Origin of the sequence: Peribacillus sp. NPDC101480 (assembly GCF_050277335.1) — a bacterium.
Lineage (GTDB): Bacteria > Bacillota > Bacilli > Bacillales > DSM-1321 > Peribacillus.
Genome location: NZ_JBNNSB010000001.1, coordinates 1,360,522 through 1,380,242 on the forward strand (window position 1 = coordinate 1,360,522; position 19,721 = coordinate 1,380,242).

Annotated in this window: 17 protein-coding genes; 11 read left to right on the plus strand and 6 right to left on the minus strand. The window is 38.8% G+C overall.

What is annotated here, in order from left to right:
- Window positions 1–23: 23 nt before the first annotated feature.
- Together ACQKMF_RS06760 and ACQKMF_RS06765 are read left to right on the plus strand one after the other, a co-directional pair.
- The gene (locus ACQKMF_RS06760; protein WP_260358924.1) at window positions 24–182 is read left to right on the plus strand and encodes a hypothetical protein; all 159 of its coding nucleotides are present in this window, start codon (window positions 24–26) and stop codon (window positions 180–182) included.
- A gap of 788 nt (window positions 183–970) precedes the next feature.
- Entirely contained in the window at window positions 971–1,198 is a 228-nt protein-coding gene (locus ACQKMF_RS06765) for a hypothetical protein (protein ID WP_101222274.1), read from the plus strand.
- 139 nt (window positions 1,199–1,337) lie between these two features.
- Here the strand turns inward: ACQKMF_RS06765 and ACQKMF_RS06770 are convergent, their stop codons facing one another.
- From ACQKMF_RS06770 to ACQKMF_RS06780, 3 genes are all read right to left on the minus strand, one after another.
- On the minus strand, window positions 1,338–2,045 hold the full coding sequence (locus ACQKMF_RS06770) for an SDR family oxidoreductase (RefSeq protein ID WP_427572235.1): 708 nt from the start codon (window positions 2,043–2,045) through the stop codon (window positions 1,338–1,340).
- Window positions 2,046–2,187: 142 nt separating this feature from the next.
- The gene (locus ACQKMF_RS06775; RefSeq protein ID WP_427572237.1) at window positions 2,188–3,360 is read right to left on the minus strand and encodes an MFS transporter; all 1,173 of its coding nucleotides are present in this window, start codon (window positions 3,358–3,360) and stop codon (window positions 2,188–2,190) included.
- 252 nt (window positions 3,361–3,612) lie between these two features.
- Window positions 3,613–4,359, minus strand: a complete 747-nt coding sequence (locus tag ACQKMF_RS06780) for an SDR family oxidoreductase (RefSeq protein ID WP_260358921.1) — start codon at window positions 4,357–4,359, stop codon at window positions 3,613–3,615.
- Window positions 4,360–4,543: 184 nt separating this feature from the next.
- Here ACQKMF_RS06780 and ACQKMF_RS06785 point away from each other — a divergent pair, with 184 nt between their 5' ends.
- From ACQKMF_RS06785 to ACQKMF_RS06800, 4 genes are all read left to right on the plus strand, one after another.
- A complete protein-coding gene (locus ACQKMF_RS06785; RefSeq protein ID WP_101222270.1) occupies window positions 4,544–5,089 on the plus strand; it encodes a TetR-like C-terminal domain-containing protein in 546 nt (181 codons plus the stop codon).
- A 174-nt stretch (window positions 5,090–5,263) separates the two neighbouring features.
- Window positions 5,264–5,539, plus strand: coding sequence for a hypothetical protein (locus ACQKMF_RS06790; protein WP_427572240.1), 276 nt, complete (start codon window positions 5,264–5,266; stop codon window positions 5,537–5,539).
- Window positions 5,540–6,159: 620 nt separating this feature from the next.
- Window positions 6,160–7,248: a tetratricopeptide repeat-containing glycosyltransferase family 2 protein gene (locus ACQKMF_RS06795; RefSeq protein WP_402937846.1), complete on the plus strand. Its 1,089-nt coding sequence runs from the start codon at window positions 6,160–6,162 to the stop codon at window positions 7,246–7,248.
- Between the two features lie 471 nt (window positions 7,249–7,719).
- On the plus strand, window positions 7,720–11,151 hold the full coding sequence (locus ACQKMF_RS06800; RefSeq protein WP_427572242.1) for a beta strand repeat-containing protein: 3,432 nt from the start codon (window positions 7,720–7,722) through the stop codon (window positions 11,149–11,151).
- A 431-nt stretch (window positions 11,152–11,582) separates the two neighbouring features.
- Here ACQKMF_RS06800 and ACQKMF_RS06805 read toward each other — a convergent pair whose 3' ends face one another.
- Window positions 11,583–12,200 (minus strand): TetR/AcrR family transcriptional regulator, encoded by a 618-nt coding sequence (locus ACQKMF_RS06805; protein WP_427572244.1) that lies wholly within the window; start codon window positions 12,198–12,200, stop codon window positions 11,583–11,585.
- Between the two features lie 174 nt (window positions 12,201–12,374).
- Between ACQKMF_RS06805 and ACQKMF_RS06810 the strand changes: the two genes are divergently transcribed.
- Window positions 12,375–13,565 carry a YhgE/Pip domain-containing protein gene (locus ACQKMF_RS06810; protein WP_427572246.1) on the plus strand — a complete coding sequence of 397 codons (1,191 nt, stop codon included), beginning with the start codon at window positions 12,375–12,377 and terminating at the stop codon, window positions 13,563–13,565.
- A gap of 211 nt (window positions 13,566–13,776) precedes the next feature.
- Complete coding sequence (locus ACQKMF_RS06815; RefSeq protein WP_427572248.1) at window positions 13,777–14,133, plus strand: VOC family protein; 357 nt, start codon at window positions 13,777–13,779, stop codon at window positions 14,131–14,133.
- Between the two features lie 397 nt (window positions 14,134–14,530).
- On the opposite strand, the gene ACQKMF_RS06820 is transcribed toward ACQKMF_RS06815, so the two are convergent.
- Window positions 14,531–15,988: a S8 family serine peptidase gene (locus ACQKMF_RS06820; protein WP_427572250.1), complete on the minus strand. Its 1,458-nt coding sequence runs from the start codon at window positions 15,986–15,988 to the stop codon at window positions 14,531–14,533.
- A gap of 207 nt (window positions 15,989–16,195) precedes the next feature.
- On the opposite strand from ACQKMF_RS06820, the gene ACQKMF_RS06825 reads away from it, so the two are divergent.
- The 3 genes from ACQKMF_RS06825 (at window position 16,196) to ACQKMF_RS06835 (ending at window position 18,156) form a co-directional block, all read left to right on the plus strand.
- A complete protein-coding gene (locus ACQKMF_RS06825; RefSeq protein WP_427572252.1) occupies window positions 16,196–16,405 on the plus strand; it encodes a hypothetical protein in 210 nt (69 codons plus the stop codon).
- Window positions 16,406–16,809: 404 nt separating this feature from the next.
- A complete protein-coding gene (locus tag ACQKMF_RS06830) occupies window positions 16,810–17,058 on the plus strand; it encodes a hypothetical protein (RefSeq protein ID WP_101226098.1) in 249 nt (82 codons plus the stop codon).
- Window positions 17,059–18,006: 948 nt separating this feature from the next.
- Complete coding sequence (locus tag ACQKMF_RS06835; protein WP_094246623.1) at window positions 18,007–18,156, plus strand: hypothetical protein; 150 nt, start codon at window positions 18,007–18,009, stop codon at window positions 18,154–18,156.
- Between the two features lie 243 nt (window positions 18,157–18,399).
- Here ACQKMF_RS06835 and ACQKMF_RS06840 read toward each other — a convergent pair whose 3' ends face one another.
- The gene (locus ACQKMF_RS06840) at window positions 18,400–19,650 is read right to left on the minus strand and encodes an MFS transporter (RefSeq protein ID WP_427572254.1); all 1,251 of its coding nucleotides are present in this window, start codon (window positions 19,648–19,650) and stop codon (window positions 18,400–18,402) included.
- Window positions 19,651–19,721: the final 71 nt, after the last annotated feature.

The following is a 19,721-nucleotide window of genomic DNA, read 5'->3' on the forward strand; positions in this document are numbered from 1 at the left end:
ACTTTATTGGGGAAACCAATGTTATGGAAGTGGATTTATTAGAAATCCTTAATAATGAAAATCTATCAAAAGAGTTTTCGCAAGTTAAGAATTCAGATAAAAAGCTTGTAATAAGACCTGAACACTTAAACATTAGTCAAAGTCGCTTTCAGCCTAATCAAATTACGTTTGAGGCTAAATAAAAAAAAGTCCATTTTTTAGGTTCAAAAAGAGTGGTAGAGTGTGTATCAGGCTATCAGGAAATTGCTTGCTTGGGTACTAGAAAAGGCTTGGTGAAAATACTTTAATATGTTGGTACGCTCTGTTAAAGGAAACTTTACAGAGCTTTTTTTATTGAAGAAACTGGACGGCGGCGCAAACTCTTCACCAAAATTTAGCATTCATTTCATGCCTTCTCGGAACAGTTCAGTAAAAACGAAGTCATATCTAGCCGATTGTGATAAAAGGATTAGGTGAAGGCAATCATGAAGCTAATCATTTTATGTGGATAATAAGAGTCAAGAAAAGAAAAACATGTAGGTAACTGAGTTTGTAGACAAATGTATGATTGGAATGGAAGGTGCGAGACTCCTGAGGGAAAAGCGCGTCGAGGGGAGAAGACCCCACAGGCGCAAAAGCGCAAAGGAGGCTCCCGGACCGCCCGCGGAAAGCGAGTGCCTGGAGTTCCAATCGACGTACGAGGTTCTACAGTTTGATGTAGGTAACCTTTTTCATCCTAAATAAAAGGTTTTTTTGTTATACAACCTTTTGGGTAGAAGTGAAGAAAAGAAAATAAGAAAGCCCAACTATACCTACATAACTCCTTTAGAGATAACCACAAAGTTATGTTGATATCGACTTTTTGATTGCTGTTTGGTTTAATGCTTTCATCACCTGAAAATAGCCCTTCGGTTTTTGGCGTGAATAAAATGAATAAACAATCATATAAAGCCAATTCTATATACAAGAATGATAAAAAGGAGATTACATCGTGAAGCCATATGAAATAAAAAATATGATTATTGATGATGAGTTTGATGGTGAAGAATCGGTTACAGCTGATTTTACTCACAAATATAAAGATTATAGCATTACTTTTAAAAAAGAAGATCTTGAAGTAATTAATACCTGGGTTTTTGAGGGTAATTCATCTCTTCCAGCAAATTTATCAAGTACTATCATTGAATCATTAAGGGAAGAAATTAAAAAAAGAATCTAGTCAATTGGACTAGATTCTTTTTTTGGTCATTTTCTTAATCGAGGAAAAATTTTGCCTTGTTAATATTGATGATAAAAGATAAGGTATTTATTGTATCGAACCACACTTAAACACAGAATAATGTGTTTAAACTGTAATGTTACCAATCGATTCGTTTTCCATCTCTAAAAAACCCACCATTAGGTCCTTCAGGTCCAATAGTTGCTAACCACAGGATAGACTCAGCTGCTTGCTTGGGTGTTCTTGGAGCAGATGATCCACCCATATCTGTACTTACCCATCCCGGATCGACCGCATTTATTTTGATATCACCTTTGATTTCTGCAGCTACCAATCGTGTCAATCCATTAAGGGCAAATTTAGATATTTTATAAGCTCCTACTCCTGGATATGACAGTTCGCTCATAGCCCCGTATTCTGAGGAAACATTAATGATTCTCCCATAGCCTTGCTTTTCCATGAGGGGAATAAAGGAACGGATCACATGGTAAACTCCAAAGAAATTGGTTGCCATTGTTTTCTCCAGAATGGAAGTGTCCATAGTCACTAAATTTTCACTCTCATCCAAATACACGCCAGCATTATTAATCAATACGTCCAATCTTCCATATTGATCATTTACAGTAATCGCAGCTTGATGGATGCTTTCTTGATTGTTTACATCCATTACCAGAAACGACACGTCAAGATTTGAATCCTTAAGTCTTTGCGTACTTTCATGCCCTTTTTCTGGATCCCGACTTGCCAAAATGACCTTAAAACTATTCAAAGCCAATTGTTTGACCAGCTCATATCCAATTCCTCGATTCCCACCAGTGACAAGTGCAACTTTTATATCCTTTGACATAATATATCCTCCTTTTTTTCGGCTACTAATCTTGGGCCAGAGTAGAATTTTCCACACCCTAGAAATTCAATAAAAGAAAGTAGGGCAGGGAAAATAAAGCAATAATGAACAGGGAACTTTTATAGAATGTTGAATTTATTCCTTATCTAGATAGTTGTTGTGTAGGAGTAAACATGTAGTTTCTAAGAAAAATAGTTACCAAACTTAGTATCAATGATAGGATTCCTACTAATACGACGTATTGTGTACCCAGTTCTGATATAAATAACCCGCCTGCAGCTGCACCAATTGTTGTTCCTACGTTACAGGATGATATAAATAAGCCATTGGCGAAATCAGGCGCTTCGGGAGCTGAAGACGCAATCAAATATTGATTAATATTTGCCATTATTCCTCCGGCTAATATTCCCCAAATTAAAGTTGTAATTTCCATAGGGACGGTAAATTGTCCTGTGAAGAATAAAATGATGTAAACAGCACCCAATAACAAAGGAAAAGATACCACAGACTTAATGGCACTATGAGTAAGTGAATTTCCTGCGACAATGTTTCCGATAATACTGGCTCCACCGAAGACGAATAACGTTAAACTTATGGTATTCGGGGACATATTCGTAACTGTTTTCAGATATTCAGCAAAATAACTATAAACCCCAAATATAGCTGAGTTTAATAAAATGACAGTCACGATGGAAAGCCATAAAATAGGTTTTTTTAATACGGAAAGTTGTGTACCATAAGAAATTCTTTCCTCAACAGGTATAGATGGAACAAAAATCAATGTAGCAATGAATACAATAGCATTAACAATAGCAAAGAATGCCATCGCCATTTCATACGAAACGGCACTATCAATAAAATTTGCGATCGGTACGCCGGCTACCATACCCGCAGATACACCGATAAATACTTTAGAAACAGCTTTTGGAGCTTCTTCTTTACTTACTGAGGAAGCAGCTACTGTAAATGCCAAAGAACAATAAAGTGGATGGAAGAATGCTGGAATTATACGAGCAATTAATAGAATGGTAAAATTAGATGTAAATATGGATACAATGTTTCCTATAACGAAAACTCCTAATACAAGTAACATGACCTTCTTACGATTTATCCCGGAAAACAATAACGGCATCGTTGGTCCAGATACAGCAATAGTAAGAGCAAAAAGACTCACAAGCAATCCTGCTTCTGATATGCTGACATTGAAGTGATCAGCAATGGAGGGCATTAACCCAATAACCCCCATTTCGGTATTTAAGATGCCGAAAACTCCTATGGTCAATATGAAAATCAGCAAGTTATTTCGTTTAGTCATAAAATGGATCTCCTACTTTCAGTACAGTGTCATTTTGTAATTGCGTAAAGGGGGAGATTTTTAAGGGTATTAGATAACTTTAAATTTAGCTGTTTTCTCCATTAATATCCAGAGATATCAGTTTTTTTAAAATCCTCTTTGTTCCTGTCTCTGAATAAATTTCAAAGTATAATGTGCCAGGCTGTCGAGGTCTACTCGACAGCCTGAGCTTTAGAAAATGAATAGCGCTAGTTTTATCTCATCTTGTAATTATTACCAAGGTTGACTTGTTGGCCCAATTGTAAACTCATTAATGTTCGTATCTTTTGGCTGATCAACAGCGAATGCCACAATATTGGCAACTCGATCAGGTGCAATACCATATTGTTCGTACAACGCAGTCATACCTTCTGAAATATTCTTATCAGTAATCGTATCCAACAATTCCGTGTTAATCGCTGCTGGATAAATAGTTGCTGTGCGGATGTTAGTACCTTCTTGGGCAGATTCCATACGCAAAACTTCCATTAAATCACGAACAGCCCACTTTGTTGCGCCATAAACCGCACCGCCTGGGTAAGCTTTAAGCCCAGCTACTGATGAAGTAGTGATGATATGTCCAGACTTTTGCGATGTAAATGTTGGCAATACTGCGGCGATACCATTCAATACACCTTTAATATTAACGTCAACCATACTGTTCCATTCGTCAGTTTTTAATTCGGAAAGTGGTGAATTAGGCATTATTCCAGCGTTCAAGAAGATAACATCGACACCACCAAAAGTGTCTTTAGCTTGTTGAACAAGCTGATGACTATCATCTGGATTAACAACATCTGTGACGCGATAAGCAGCTTGTCCACCAGCTTTTTGAATTTCCTCAGTCAATGCTTTTAATTTGTCTTCGCGACGAGCGCCCAAAACAACTTTAGCACCTTTACTGGCCAATAATTTTGCAGTTGCTTCACCAATTCCAGATGAGGCCCCAGTGATTATAATTACTTTGTTTTCAATTGTCATTTCGTATCATCCCTTCACGTGAAATAAAACTACAATTGATGTTTTCTCGACATCTGTCTATAATTTAAAATATAAATATATACAAAACAAGGCATATAAATCGTTAATTTAATCAGTTTTGATGTTTAAACAACAAATCAATAAAAATTGTTGACTATCTCAGTGAAAGTATGGTGTCAATAACATGGCAAAAGTGGATAGAAGAATTGTTAGAACTCAAGATGCAATAAAAAAAGCATTTCTTGAATTGATGTCAGAAAAAAATTTCGATAGCATTACCATTCAGGATATTTCTGACAGGGCAAATATTAACCGTGCAACGGTTTATCTTCATTACTTGGATAAATTTGATCTGTTGGATAAGATCATAGAAGAACATATAAATAACATGGTTAACCTTTGTGAGACGGAAGCTGAAATGGATTGGATTGAATCGACTGTACACTGCATGGAATATCTTGAAAGTAATTATTTATTTTTTTCGACGATGTTGGTGAGTGAAGGAGCTCCGTACTTTCGCAGCCGGTTTGTTCAGCATAATATCGAAGAGTTCAAAAAAGACGTCGATATAACAAAAGGAAAAAATTTTGGTCAAAGCGAAGATGTAGTTGTTGAATTTGTTGCAAATGCTTACGTAGGTGTAGTGGAATGGTGGCTAAAAAATGGCATGCCTTATCCACCAGAGGAAATGGCAGAAAAAGTGGGGGATTTATTAGAGAGGATTTTATAGATTGTATCGCATGATAAATCTACTTTAGCTGAAGGTCGGAGCTGTCTTTAAGGCAGCTCTTTTCTTTTGGAAATATTGGGGCAGGTTAGTTGCATAAAGGGATGGAACATCGACCCAAATATAACTTGTTTTATGTTAAAGTTTAAGAAACATAACTTTTCAAAGGAGCTCATTGTGCAAAAGACATTTACTATTGTTTCTTATTTGTTATTCCTTTTTCCTCTAATGTTCATTGTGAATTTTCTGTTTGATATTGTTACACTCGAAAAGATACAAGGATTGCCTATATTTTTTCCTTTAGTATTTTGTGCTATTGGTCTTTTCTTCGCTTTAAAAGCACATAAAATACAAAAGGATGTTTTGACGCTTGGTGCTATCATTTTAAATTCGGTCTTATTGATGTTTCCTTTTGTATATATGATTTTAGGAACATTTTTATTTGGTGTTTAAGTTTATATAATACCGAAGAATTTTCTTCAATTAACAGATGTTCGGACGAGTTAAGGTTGGAGTGTTTAGTAGGGAGAGGGCTTCTTATAGGAATATCAAGCAGACTGTATTCTATGAAAGAAACAGTTTCTTGTTTTCTCATGATATCTTTACTTTTTGTTTAAGTATTGAGATTAAAACAGGTGACTTTAAGAAGAAAAATATATCCCCTATCAAATATTTGTATTGATTTGTATATTTTTTTATTAACCATTAATTAAATTTATACTGTATTGTTCAATTCATTTTTGAACAATACAGTATAAATTTGTGAAGTATTATACTTAATTTAATGGGAGCTTTAGCGCCATAAGAGGGCTGCCAATTGGCGGCCTTTTGAATGTACGATCATTAACATAATCATACATTTGGTGTTTACTAATATAAACAAAATTATAAACAAATTAGAGTCCTTCAGCAAAGGAATTGCAACAAAAGATGCGTTTGCAAAAAAAGATCTTAAATTTCCTGCAATTGACGATTTTCCTTGGTCATGTCTTGAATTTAATTAGGTCATACTTACGCTATCTCCAGACACTATAGCAGGCAGAAACTAATATGCTGTTATTGGAGGTGGTTTAATGGGCGGGATTTCAATTAGTTTATGCATGATTGTAAAAGATGAAGAAGATTCACTTTCTAACTGTCTTGCTTCTGTAAGGGAACTAGTCGATGAAATTATCATCATTGATACAGGATCAAAAGATAACACGAAACAAATTGCCTCAGCCTTCACTGATCATGTTTATGATTTTGAATGGATCGATGACTTTTCGGCTGCGAGAAACTTCGCTTTTTCTAAAGCGACAAAAGAATATATATTTTGGCTTGATGCGGATGATATTTTAACTGAAGAGAATCAGGAGAAATTTTCAACCCTGAAAAAAGAGCTTCCTCCTCACTTCGATTCTGTCATGATGTTTTATCATCTTTCTTTTGATGGGAATGGAAACCCCAGCTTCAGTTCCAGGCGGAACCGGCTCGTAAAACGGGAAAAGAACTTTCAATGGATAGGATTCGTTCATGAGTATCTTGAAGTAACCGGACTCACATTTCAATCGGATATTGCCATACATCATAAAAAGGAAAAAAGCTTTAATGATCGTAATTTGAGAATTTACAAGAAGGTCCTTCAATCAGGAATTGATTTTTCACCGCGCGACAAATATTACTATGCGAATGAATGCAATGACCATGGTTTATATGATGATGCCATCAAGTGGTATCGTAAATTTCTTGAAGAGGGTAAAGGATGGAGTGAGGATAACATTCAAGCATGCGGCAAGTTGGCGGACTGCCATATTCAATTTAAAGATTGGGTTTCAGCAGTCCAGAGCTGTTTAAAGTCTTTCGAGTACGATACACCAAGAGGGGAAATCTGCTGTCGGCTCGGATACATCCATTTGGAGCAACATGATTATGAACGCTCCATATTCTGGTACAATCTAGCAACACAAATAGAAATACCTGAAACAAAAAGCCCTTTTATCGAGCGGAATTGTTACACATGGCTGCCGCACATTCAGCTTTGCGTATGTTTTGACCGCATCGGCAAGCTAGAGGAATCAAAAAGGCATAATGAGTTAGCTGCTGATTACTTTCCAGATCACCCTTCCATCGACTATAACCGCAGATACTTTAAGAGTATCGAAAAAAAGGAAAAAAGCTGATCCCTTGAACGCCAAGGGATTAGCCTTTTTTTGCTTCTCGAAAAGTTAATTTGGATCTTTTAATCGTAAAAATGGGGATGATTCCACTAGCCATGCAGAAAACTGGAAAAAGAAGAAATACGAATGCTAATGGTTTTTTTACCGTTCGAGAATTTATGAATACTGAAACTACAAAATGTTGGGTTTCAGTTTTTTTTACAGCAATCCAAGAAAAAAATACCCTTATTTAAGGGCAGAATAGCTCTATAAAAATATTGATTATCTTTAGACTAAATAAAAAATACAGATTGATATTTTCCTTATTTTTGTATAACACAGGGTATTTTACAAGGACAAAGGGTTTGTGCCGTTTCACTGTTGTTGCAAATTTCATAAAGTATTATAAGGTTCTAAAGCCAAATTAAAACACCTAGTATTTGGAGAAAATTAAATTCATTTGTATTTTTATAAAAAAAGTAGGTGGAACAAAGTATGCCAGAATTTTTTGATGAAATAACATCTCAAAATGCTTCCTATGCTAACTCCATTAATATTCCCACTTCGTCTGCTTATCAATTTTTTGGACAAGTTGGCCTTAATGTTAGCGAAGCAAATCCAACTTCAATGATTCGTGTTCAATTTGATGGGATCATCACCTTAAGAGTAAATCCACAAGCCAGTGTTCCTGTGAATTCTATTGAAATTAAAATTGTTAGAGGGACCAATCCTAATGCTAATACAATTTTTACCGGTATTAAGACTATTGTACTTAATGGCTCTGAGGCCGGACCGCATGAGTACTCATTTTCAGCTGCAGATTACAATGTCCCCAAAGGTTCAGGATCTTTAGTATATACAGCTTTTGTTCGTAACATTACAGGTTCAGTTGATACAGATGTAACGCGTGTTGGTCCAGAGAGCTTTAATGCGATCGCTGGTGGAATTACAGGGACAACAGGAGCTACGGGTGCCACAGGACCAACAGGGCCAACAGGGGCAACAGGGGCAACCGGAATCACAGGCGCAACGGGAGCCACAGGGGCCACGGGAGTGACGGGTGCCACAGGAATCACAGGAGCCACCGGGGATCCAGGTGCGACAGGAACCACAGGAGCAACAGGAATCACAGGAGCCACGGGAGATCCAGGGGCGACAGGAGCAACGGGAACTACAGGAGCCACGGGCGATCCAGGGGCGACAGGAACCACAGGAATTACAGGGGCCACGGGAGCCACCGGAGCAACAGGAATTACAGGAGCCACCGGAGCGACAGGAATTACAGGGGCCACGGGAGCGACGGGAGATCCAGGTGCGACAGGGGCTACAGGAGCCGCAGGAGCCACAGGAATTACAGGAGCGACGGGAACTACAGGAGCCACGGGAGCCACAGGAATTACAGGAGCCACGGGAGATCCAGGAGCCACAGGAGCTACCGGCGCAACAGGAGTAACGGGTGCCACAGGAGCCACGGGAGCCGCAGGGGCCACGGGAGCCACAGGGGCCACGGGAGCCACAGGAATTACAGGGGCTACGGGTGCGACAGGAATTAAGGGAGCCACAGGAGATTCAGGAGCAACAGGGGAAACAGGAGCAACGGGAGCCACCGGAGCAACGGGTGCAACAGGAATTACGGGAGCCACAGGAGATTCAGGAGCAACAGGGGAAACAGGAGCAACGGGAGCCACCGGAGCAACGGGTGCAACAGGAATTACAGGAGCCACAGGAGCAACAGGAATTACAGGAGCGACGGGAGATTCAGGCGCAACAGGAGCAACGGGAGCAACGGGAGCGACGGGAGATCTAGGAGCCACAGGAGCTACCGGAGCAACGGGAGCTACAGGAATTACAGGAGCCACAGGAGATCCAGGCGCAACAGGAACCACAGGAATTACAGGAGCTACGGGAGATCCAGGAGTAACAGGAGCAACGGGAACTACAGGAGCCACGGGAGATCCAGGAGCAACAGGAGCAACAGGAATTACAGGAGCGACGGGAGCAACAGGAATTACAGGTGCCACCGGAGCAACAGGAATTACGGGAGCAACGGGAGATCCAGGGGCGACAGGAGCCACGGGAGCTACAGGAATCACAGGAGCCACGGGAGTCGCAGGAGCCACGGGAGCCACGGGAGCCACAGGAATAACAGGAGTAACGGGAGCCACGGGAGTCGCAGGAGCAACAGGAGATTCAGGCGCAACAGGAGCCACAGGAATAACAGGAGCGACGGGAGCCACAGGGGAAACAGGAGCCACAGGAATTACAGGGGCTACGGGAGCAACAGGAATTACAGGAGCCACCGGAGATCCAGGAACCACAGGAGCTACCGGCGCAACAGGAGTAACGGGTGCCACCGGAGCAACAGGGGAAACAGGGGAAACAGGAGCCACAGGAATTACAGGGGCTACGGGAGCAACAGGAATTACAGGAGCCACCGGAGATCCAGGAGCCACCGGAGTAACAGGAGCCACGGGAGTCGCAGGAGCCACGGGAGCCACAGGAATAACAGGAGTAACGGGAGCCACGGGAGTCGCAGGAGCAACAGGAGATCCAGGAGCCACAGGAGCCACAGGAATTACAGGGGCCACGGGAGCCACAGGAATTACAGGAGCCACGGGAGATCCAGGAGCGACAGGAGCCACAGGAATTACAGGGGCCACAGGAGAACCAGGAGCCACAGGGGCAGCAGGAGCAACGGGTGCCACAGGAGCCACGGGAGCCACAGGGGAAACAGGAGCCACAGGAATTACAGGGGCTACGGGAGCAACAGGAATTACAGGAGCAACAGGAATTACAGGAGCCACAGGAATTACAGGAGCAACGGGAACTACAGGAGCAACGGGAGATCCAGGTGCCACAGGAGCCACAGGAATTACAGGTGCCACGGGAGCTACAGGAATTACGGGAGCCACAGGAGATCCAGGAGCCACGGGAGCCACAGGAGCCACGGGTGCCACAGGAGCCACAGGAATTACAGGAGCCACAGGAGATCCAGGAGCCACAGGAACTACAGGAGCAACAGGGGCAACAGGAGCCACAGGAGCAACGGGAGCCACCGGAGATCCAGGAGCCACAGGAGCTACCGGCGCAACAGGAGCAACGGGAGCCACCGGAGATCCAGGAGCCACAGGAGCTACCGGCGCAACAGGAGTAACGGGAGCCACAGGAGCAACGGGAGCAACAGGAATAACAGGAGTAACGGGAGCAACGGGAGTCGCAGGAGCCACAGGAGATCCAGGAGCCACAGGAGCCACAGGAATTACAGGGTCAACGGGAGCCACAGGAGCAACGGGAGTCGCAGGAGCCACAGGAGATCCAGGAGCCACCGGAGCAACAGGAATTACAGGGTCAACGGGAGCCACCGGAGCAACAGGAATTACAGGAGCAACAGGAGATCCAGGAGCCACAGGAGCCACAGGAATTACAGGAGCGACGGGAGTCGCAGGGTCAACAGGAGTCACAGGAGCCACAGGAGTAACGGGAGCCACGGGAGTAACGGGAGCAACAGGAGCCACAGGAGCCACAGGTGCAACTCCTCAATTATTTTTTGCAGAAGCTGCTGGTCCAATCGCCCTCACAACTACTGGAACCGAAACGACAGTGGTTACAATGAATGTACCAACTACTGTTGGCCAGAACATTAAAGTGGACTTTGCAGTATCAATTGATGTGGTTACAACGGCAAATTCAAATTTCACCTTTCAAACTAGGCTATATCGTAATGGGACTTTAATTGATACACGTGCCATTCAAAGAAGTGTAAGTGCTGCAGGTACATCAAGATTTCCTGTTGCATCTACTAATGTAAATACTGCTGCTGTCACTGGGACTACAACATATGAAATTAGAATCGCTTATACAGTAGCAACAAATGTAACCTCCTCAAGTGCTATAAATGTCGATATTAACGCAATACGCTTTCCATAATGAAAGTAACTCTATATCACCAGCCATATTCCTTTTAAGAAGGGTATGGCCTTTTTTATAAGGTCATATACTTTTTGAATGTTCTGTATTTGGATTGAGTACAATTGTATAAGAAAGGGCGTTAAAATGAAGGTTTTATAGGTTGGTATTTTCTGATTACGATTTTAGCTACAACGTATTGGAAAGGACTTGGTTGGTAGTTTTTAGTAATTTGTGCAATTGTATTGTTTTTTGGTGACGGCTTGATAAGAAGATTATTTTAAAAATAACTATTATTTTTTAAACTAACAGTGCCATACAGTAAGATAGGAGCTGCCATTGCGACAGCTTTTTTATTGTTCACTATCGGGATAGGTTAGTTGCATAATCATATTAATAATAAAGGGACAGTACCTATTTTTCATAGTATTGTCCCTTAATCCCTGTGTGATTTATTTTTTCAAACCAGCTGCAAAGAAGGGACCATTAACTGTAATGGTTGATAGGATACGAGCCATTTCTTTAGGGGATTCTTTCCTGCCACTATCCAACCATTGTTGAATTACACCTATATGTGCAGATGCAACGTAAGAAGCAAAATATTGTCCTGGTACAAGTAAATTTTCCTCCTTAATAAGTGCGTTTGGATTATTTCCAAGAAATATTTTCCACATAAAGTCTTTCAATCTTGTTTGAAAAGATAAATCGCCTTTTGGACCTAACACAGCCTTCATAAAACCACTATTCTCATTAAGATACTCAAATATTAAAACTGAAAGGGAAAATGTTGTTGCAGTCGGTGAGTTGGTTTCAAGTGCGGCAATAACACCTGGGAAGTTCTGTTTTACAAGTCTGGACATTTCAAGCATGATTTCTTCTTCGCATTTCGTCATTAAATCAAATTTGTCTTGGTAGTGGGCATAAAATGTACCCCTATTAATTTTTGCTCTAGTTGTTATGTCTTTAACCGTAATTGCTTCGAACCCTTTTTCATCTATCAATTCAACTAGTGCATCTCGGATGGATTCTTTTGTTCGAATGACCCGTAAATCCGTATTACTATCTCGCAAGCTACTTCCTCCTTAATTTTAATCAACACATTTATAAAAGGTGTTCCGTAACCAACACATGTGCCATTTTTGATTATTGAAACAGAACTAGTCCCCAATTATAATTTGAGTGTAGTAAATAAAACAACAGGTTGTTCTTTATTATAATATAAACCCAAACAAGGAGAGTAAAATATGTTCAAAAATAAATTGGTATTGGTTTCGCCGATCATCGCATTGGCAGTTATTTTTATTTTTTCACTTACATTATTTCCATCCGTCCAATCACAACCGAAAAATCTGCCGATTGCAATCGTAAATGAGGATGAAGGAGTGGAAATTCCTAATCAACCAGAAATGAATATGGGTAAAACCATCGTTGAAACAATGGATAAAAATACAACAACAAATGAAGACCCTGTTGTAAAGTGGGTTGAAGTAAAAACAGCAGAGGAAGCACAAATTGGAATGGATGAACAAAAATATTATGCAGCATTGGTCATTCCGAAAGACTTCAGTGCTAATCAGGCATCATTAAGGACACCAGCACCTTCTGCAACTGAAGTACAAATATTTATTAATCAGGGTATGAATACGGCTGCTTCAACGATGGCAGGACAGTTCTTGAATGGAGTAGTGGATAACATGAACAACACTGTCCGAAAACAACTGCTTGATGGTTTTGAAAAACAAGGAGCAACTTTGACTGCAAAACAGGCAGCAAGCCTTGCAGTTCCAATCGCTAAGAAAGTCACAAATGTCAATGAAATCGGCACGAATAGTGCGAATGGAAATGCTCCTGTTTCCTTATTCCAGCCATTATGGATGGCTAGTTTGGCAAGTGCTGCGATAATCTTTATTTCCATTAGCAAAATGCCGGTTCGCACTAGAAAAGAAAACCTTGTCACAAAGATGGGGCAAATTTTTATGGGTGCCGTTGTAGCTCTGGTAATTGGATTTGGCTTAACCTGGATAGCAGATGGTATGGTTGGTTTAAATATCCCGAATTTCATGGATACGGCTTTATTTTTATCAATAACATCCTTTAGCTTTTTTCTAATGATATTAGCTGTACTTTCACTATTGGGGCTTAAAGGTATGCCTATTTTTATCTTACTGCTTTTCTTCGGTGCACCTTTACTGGCAATGGCACCTGAAATGATGTCTCCATTTTATCGGGATTGGATTTATTCTTGGTTGCCAATGCGATTTATGGTAGAAGGGCTTCGTGGATTATTCTTCTTTGGGGAAGGCTTAACCTGGAGTACGCCTGTTTCTGTTCTTGTTTGGATTGGATTAGTAAGCATGATTGTGATAATGAGTACTGCTTTAAAACGCAATAGAGTGAAGGAAGTAGTATCCGATTCTGAAATATATATAAAGTAATTGCAGGGATACAAAGCTGGTCAAATTGTTTTCATATTTACCAAAAGAGTCGTTTCTCTTATAGGGAAAACGACTCTTTTTATTGAGTAAGTGAAAAAATGTACGTAAACTAACGGGGCAGTATAGTTGAAGAAGGAACTTAAATTTAAATCTCGAATATCTAATGTAATCGGATAGTTGAAAATTTGATGACAGACAGGAGTTAGATACGATGATAAAAGGTTTCGGAGGAATATTTTGGAGAACTAAGAATCTTGAAGTTGTGAAAAAATGGTACAGTGAAGTGTTGAAGATTGAAATAGACAATTGGAATGGGACTGTGATAAAACCCCAATTAGGAAATGAGACTATCTTTTCTTTCTTTACCGAGAATGACAGTTATTTTCCAACAGAACAACAAGTGATGTTAAATTTCCAAGTACATAATCTAAACGAGACTATTAAGCATCTTGAACATATTGGTGTACCACTTGCAAAGAAAAAAGAGATTAGTGAATTTGGAAAGTTTATTTGGATTGAAGATCCTGAAGGTCGACTGGTCGAGCTGTGGGAGAATAACGAGATGTAATTCATTTGCTATTGAGCTAACGGGTGCGTTAGCTGAAGATCAAAGCTGTCTTTAAGGCAGCTTTTTCTTATGCAACTATCGGGGTCAGTATAGGTCCATAACACAAATTGGAGAATGTTTTTTTACTCGGACTAGAAATTGTAATTAAGCGATAAAACAAAAAAATCCCAACAATTAAGTTGGGAATGAATTTTAACTGGTGAGTTGTGATATTTAGAATATGGCTTCATGCATTTTATGTGTTTTTGTTTTTTATATTTCGGGCAAATAGTTTCTTTGTTGAGCAAAGAAGCCTTATTTTATGGATATATTCTTGTCCAATTACTGTTCGTGTTGCAGATTCTGATCAAGAATCCTCCTTGTACTTTTAATATTTCATCTTATTTTGAAACATAAGCTACTTCTTTATATTTTCTAATGCTCTATAAGCATTTGCTTCTCCTGAACCAAATAAGGCATCTTGTCCTTTCTTTCCATAGTCAACAGTTGTTTGCTTAATGCGCGCTGTTACTTGGGCAGGTTTATAATCCGGATGAGCTGCCTTAATAACTCCTGCAATTCCAGCTACTTGAGGAGTAGCCATGGAAGTACCAGCATTAAACTCATATGAAGTACCTAAATAGGTAGGCCAAGTACTTAGGATTAAGTTACTTGGATCAGCCGCCGCAGGATCATTGGTTTCTGCATATTCAGGCCCATAATCTCCTCCGGGAGCTGCCACGTCAATAGCACTGTTTCCATAATTAGAGTAGAAAGCAAGCTGTTGAGTGGACCATTTTGTAGAGGCAGACACATTAATGACTCCTGGCATTTGTGCTGGTACAACAGTTGCAGGACCTTTCACGCTCATTCCATATGGTTCATACAATTTATTTAAAAATTCGTTAACTTCCTTCTTGTCATCTAAATTTAAACTTTCATTACCACTACCGGCTACTACAGTTACTCCATTCTTTACTGCATATTGAATTGCTCTCTTCCATAGTAACGTTTCAGCGACTGATTTATAACTTTCTCCCTCAATTGTCATTTTGTTATTATTATAGAAACGAAGAGACATATTAATAACATCTACCTTGTCATTTGTTGCTGCAATTATTCCATCTATAATCCAAGTTGGTAATCCAAGAGCTTGCTCTGAGTATAATACGCGATAGGATCTGATTCCTAAATCTGGTCCTACACCCTTTACTTTACCATTTGCTCCAATGATCCCGGCAACGTGAGTACCATGCCCATTGCGATCTTTTATATCAGTAGGATCACCTGTTTCAGATTCATCCATTCCAGCAGGAACAAGATTACGTCCACCTATTATATTATTCTTTAAATCAGGATGAGACTCATCAATTCCAGTATCAATCACTCCCACCACTGCTTTATGAGTAATACTGCCATCGTTATTTTTATATCCGCCTGTTTCTAAATCATATGATTTCCCGTCGTTGGTCACCCTTTGAATATCCCATTGGGAGTCCCAATAACTCTCTGAATTTTGCTGGCTGATGATACTAGATCCATAGTTATAAGGGCTGACTGCAGATTTGTTTAAGGTTAGGGGAATTTCTCTGTTGGCAGCTTCTATTGAAGAATTACCTTTTAGGTTTTTAAGAAAAGAAGGCTCGTCAGATTGAGCTTCTATTCCTCCAACTTCGGGAAGAACTTTGGTTACTTTACCACCAGCTTTCAGTATTACCTCTTGATAATTCTCTGGTAATCCACTTTTAAAAGCTATTGCGTATGTGTCATTCATCTCCTGATTTTGACTCATAGCTTGGGTAGGATCACCACCAACGGATAGTATCCCTGCTCCTACTGCAATCGAAAGCACCGTATGTAGAATTTTCTTTTTCATATGTCTCCTCTCCTCCTATATAATGGAAAATATTAATCATATACTATCTTAATATACAACAACTTAAATTCCAAGTTTTCCTAATAAATCTATTATTGAAATTGGCAGCTCTTTTTCTTATGGAACTATCGGGGCAGGATAGTTGCATAAGGAGTATGAAATATATGGTAAAATGTAGGTATCGACTTTTTGATTGGGGGAGGTTAAATGCAATACTTTGTACTTGCATTAATTATCGGGGTGATTATTTTTACTCTTTTTAGGATGTTTAAGAAGAATAAAACAATACCAAGTAATCAATATACACCTATTGATGACATCAATAATGGATTAGTTCGAAATTACCCAAGCGAACCTCAAGAAATAGAGTCAAGAAAAGAAATACCTTATGAAGAAGTTGATAAAAAGAGTGATTGAAATAAAGCACTATTCAGCTAACGGGTGCTTAAGCTTAAGATCGGAGCTGTCTTTAAGGCGGCTTTTTCTTTATGGAACTATCGGGGCAGGTTAGTTGGGTTACCTGCCAAAGAATAGGAGTGGTTTGTATTATGGCAATAACAAAGAAAAGATTCTTCATTAGTTATATAGTGGGTTTCATACTCATATATATTGCAAACTCTGGTCTACAATACTTCAGGGGGCAAACGATAAATTGGTTAGGGAATTTAGCATACGCATTCTGTTTCGTAGTATTTCATTCACTTTTAAGTTGGTTATGGGGAGATTTTTATAAGAAAAAAGCCACTATGTGATGGGGGATTTTTGGTTATTTTAATTTTTATCCTCAGTTCATATTTGATAAAGGGCAGGAGGACACAAAATTGAAAAAGTTCTTATTATCATTATTAGTTGGAGTAATAATAGGAGGAATAATTTGTTACGTTTTTATGGATTATGAAACTTCCAACTATGTAATTCAAGATTTTAATGGTCAGGAAGAGAAGGAAATTAAAGAGTGGGACTTTATGTATATCACACAAGCTGGTTTCATAATTTTAGCCATCACTCTATTATTTTATTTCTCTTGGGGCGTAATGGCAAAACGGATGGATAAAGATCAAAAAATGTAAATATTTATATTTTTCAGCATGATTAACCAACTCCTGCTGGACTAACTGCAATTGTAATTGAGTCTGAAGAATTAACTCCTTCTAATATTATGCCAATTAAAGAAATAAATAAAAAAATCTTGTTGAACTAACGTATGCTTTACTTCAATGCTAAGAGCTGATTAGCAGTTCTTTTTCTTCTGGAACTAAAGGGGCAGGTTAGTTCAAGAAGGTATTATTTTAGTGTATAGTTATTCCAATGATGAATGAGTACAAAATCAATCAGTATTATTTAATAATTTCTGCTAGGTGTAAAAAATGGGAGTGACTCTATATTAAAAATAATCCAATGTTACTTCTTTTTTCTTTTCTATTTATTGTCATTTTTGGATTTTGGTTAAGAAAAAGGATTCTTTCATTCGATTTTAAAAATAAAAGTAAATTGTTCTTCATATTGGGTAACTTTGAGTTAATTGGTGGAGTTCTTATTGGTGTAGGATTACTATTTATTGTGATTTTTCTCTAAGGTGTTTATTTCACAAACGGGTGCGTTAACTGAAGATCGGAGCTGTCTTTTAGGCAGCCTTTTGTTATGGAACTAAAGGGGCAGTCATCGAGAACGTAATGGTTATTAGCATTAAGAACCATTTAAAAGATGGAGTAGACTTAGATTGTTTTAATATTTTAAACCTTATTTACCGAACAATTGGCCTTTAGAAGAGAGCTGAACAAACAAGAAATAGAATTATTGAGGCTTATGCAGAGTGTCAAGGCATTTTATTTTGATGATAGCAATGAAATGAATACCATTTGGCGATGATTATTGTACTAAGTTTTTAATGTTTTTACTGATATATATGCAAAGTTAGCAGTACACTAATAAAGTAATAAGGTTTACTTCAGTAAAATAAGGTATATTATATTTGTTGAATAGATTTTCTTTAAAGACAAGCAAAGTAGGTGAACAAAGTGGGAAAATATCAATTGGATACCAAAGGTAAGGTAGCTGTGACAAAGTTTCATGAAAAACAGACGCCTGCCAAATTTGATAAAAAGCAGCATCTTGAAAAAATACGTGCGGAGTATTTGAAAAAGAAGCAAAAACAAACAGATAAATAATATGAATGAAAACATAGGAAGACTAAAATCTCCCTATGTTTTTCTTATTCGAAGTTCTTTTTTCAATTGATGATAGAGTTTATTATTCCCATAAAAATGAATTTTCTTAATCAACTAACGGGTGCGTTAGTTGATTAAGGAACACAAAAATGATCAATCTTTTTTATAAAACAATAATCCAATTAAATAGTATAAGGGCATGTTTTGATTAATCTTTTTTGAAAACATGCCCTTTCTATTTATTCATTTATCAAGGTTGTTTGTATTAAATTGATCAAACTTTGTGGTGATCCCATGATCCATTCTTTTTTTTATTTTTACTCTGTATAAATTAATCGCTCCCAAAGCTACAGATATTCCCGCCAAATATAGGGCTTGTTCATAACTGTTCAATAGATTAACGACTAAACCGAATAAAGAGGGTGCTATGACAATGAATAATTGATTTAATGTCAATGCTGAACTCACCGTTAAACCTATAAAACGTGAATCCGATTGCTCTGTGATACAAGCAATAAAAATGGAATACCAACCAATGGCTACAAAACCCAAAAGAAAACAAAATAATAGCATCAAGATTTCCATTTCAACATTCATGATAAGTGGCAGCATCACTGTAAGAATTACGGTAACAGCCATCACAATAAGCAATAACCTTTCCCTTTTACCTTCAAAGAATTGGTCACTCGCCCATGCGATGACTACCCGTCCAACGATACCACCTATTAAAACGACGCTTAAATACTTTCCTGCCTCTGTTAATGAATAGCCCCCTTCGTTATGCAAATAACTCATAAAATGCGCAATGATAATCATCTGTAATGACATCATCACAACACCGACTATATACATCGGATATAACTCTTTATTATTTTTTATGACACTCATTTTCACCTTGAACCCGACCGAGGTTGATCCCGTTTCGCTCGTTCTTTCTGGTTCGTTATATAATAATAGGAAGAGCAGCCCTCCGATTATTGCTACGATCCCTTGTACTATATGTACTGATGACAAATTGAAATGATAATATGTATAGGATAAAACTGCAGAGGCTAAAGATCCTCCAATCGGTATTCCCGTCTGTCTTATCCCTAGAGCCAGACCTCTATGTTCGTTTGGAAACCATTTTACGATGGCCGTGCTTCCACCGGTTTGAGCACTTCCATACCATATACCGACCAACAATAATAAAAGCAGCAATACAATATAATCATTTACAAAAACTAGCGTTAAAGCTGAGATCCCCAATAAAATGTTCCCCCACCCGATAATGTGTTTTTCCCCTTTTTTATCCATCAGGTAACCGAACGCCAGCATTGAAAACATCGGACCAATATTGACTGCTGAAACGATGAAGCCTGCTTGAAGTGGTGTTAAATTCCATTCGATTTGATAAAATGCAGCGATGGGTCCCATGCCATATGTCACAAAGGTTGCTGCAGTTTGGGATAACGTGGCCACCAATACGATTAACCATTTATAATATGTATGCATTAAGAAATTCTCCCCCTATGCTTGATGTATCGTTCAATAATAATTCGATGGGATAAATTCTTATTTTTAGC

Bases quoted from the DNA above. Each gene is read 5' to 3' on its own strand.
- ACQKMF_RS06815 (WP_427572248.1), top strand. From the start codon at position 13,777: ATGATAAAAGGTTTCGGAGGAATATTTTGGAGAACTAAGAATCTTGAA.
- ACQKMF_RS06810 (WP_427572246.1), top strand. From the start codon at position 12,375: ATGTTCAAAAATAAATTGGTATTGGTTTCGCCGATCATCGCATTGGCA.
- ACQKMF_RS06785 (WP_101222270.1), top strand. From the start codon at position 4,544: ATGGCAAAAGTGGATAGAAGAATTGTTAGAACTCAAGATGCAATAAAA.
- ACQKMF_RS06780 (WP_260358921.1), bottom strand. From the start codon at position 4,359: ATGACAATTGAAAACAAAGTAATTATAATCACTGGGGCCTCATCTGGA.
- ACQKMF_RS06825 (WP_427572252.1), top strand. From the start codon at position 16,196: ATGCAATACTTTGTACTTGCATTAATTATCGGGGTGATTATTTTTACT.
- ACQKMF_RS06840 (WP_427572254.1), bottom strand. From the start codon at position 19,650: ATGCATACATATTATAAATGGTTAATCGTATTGGTGGCCACGTTATCC.
- ACQKMF_RS06760 (WP_260358924.1), top strand. From the start codon at position 24: ATGGAAGTGGATTTATTAGAAATCCTTAATAATGAAAATCTATCAAAA.
- ACQKMF_RS06800 (WP_427572242.1), top strand. From the start codon at position 7,720: ATGCCAGAATTTTTTGATGAAATAACATCTCAAAATGCTTCCTATGCT.
- ACQKMF_RS06770 (WP_427572235.1), bottom strand. From the start codon at position 2,045: ATGTCAAAGGATATAAAAGTTGCACTTGTCACTGGTGGGAATCGAGGA.
- ACQKMF_RS06820 (WP_427572250.1), bottom strand. From the start codon at position 15,988: ATGAAAAAGAAAATTCTACATACGGTGCTTTCGATTGCAGTAGGAGCA.
- ACQKMF_RS06775 (WP_427572237.1), bottom strand. From the start codon at position 3,360: ATGACTAAACGAAATAACTTGCTGATTTTCATATTGACCATAGGAGTT.
- ACQKMF_RS06795 (WP_402937846.1), top strand. From the start codon at position 6,160: ATGGGCGGGATTTCAATTAGTTTATGCATGATTGTAAAAGATGAAGAA.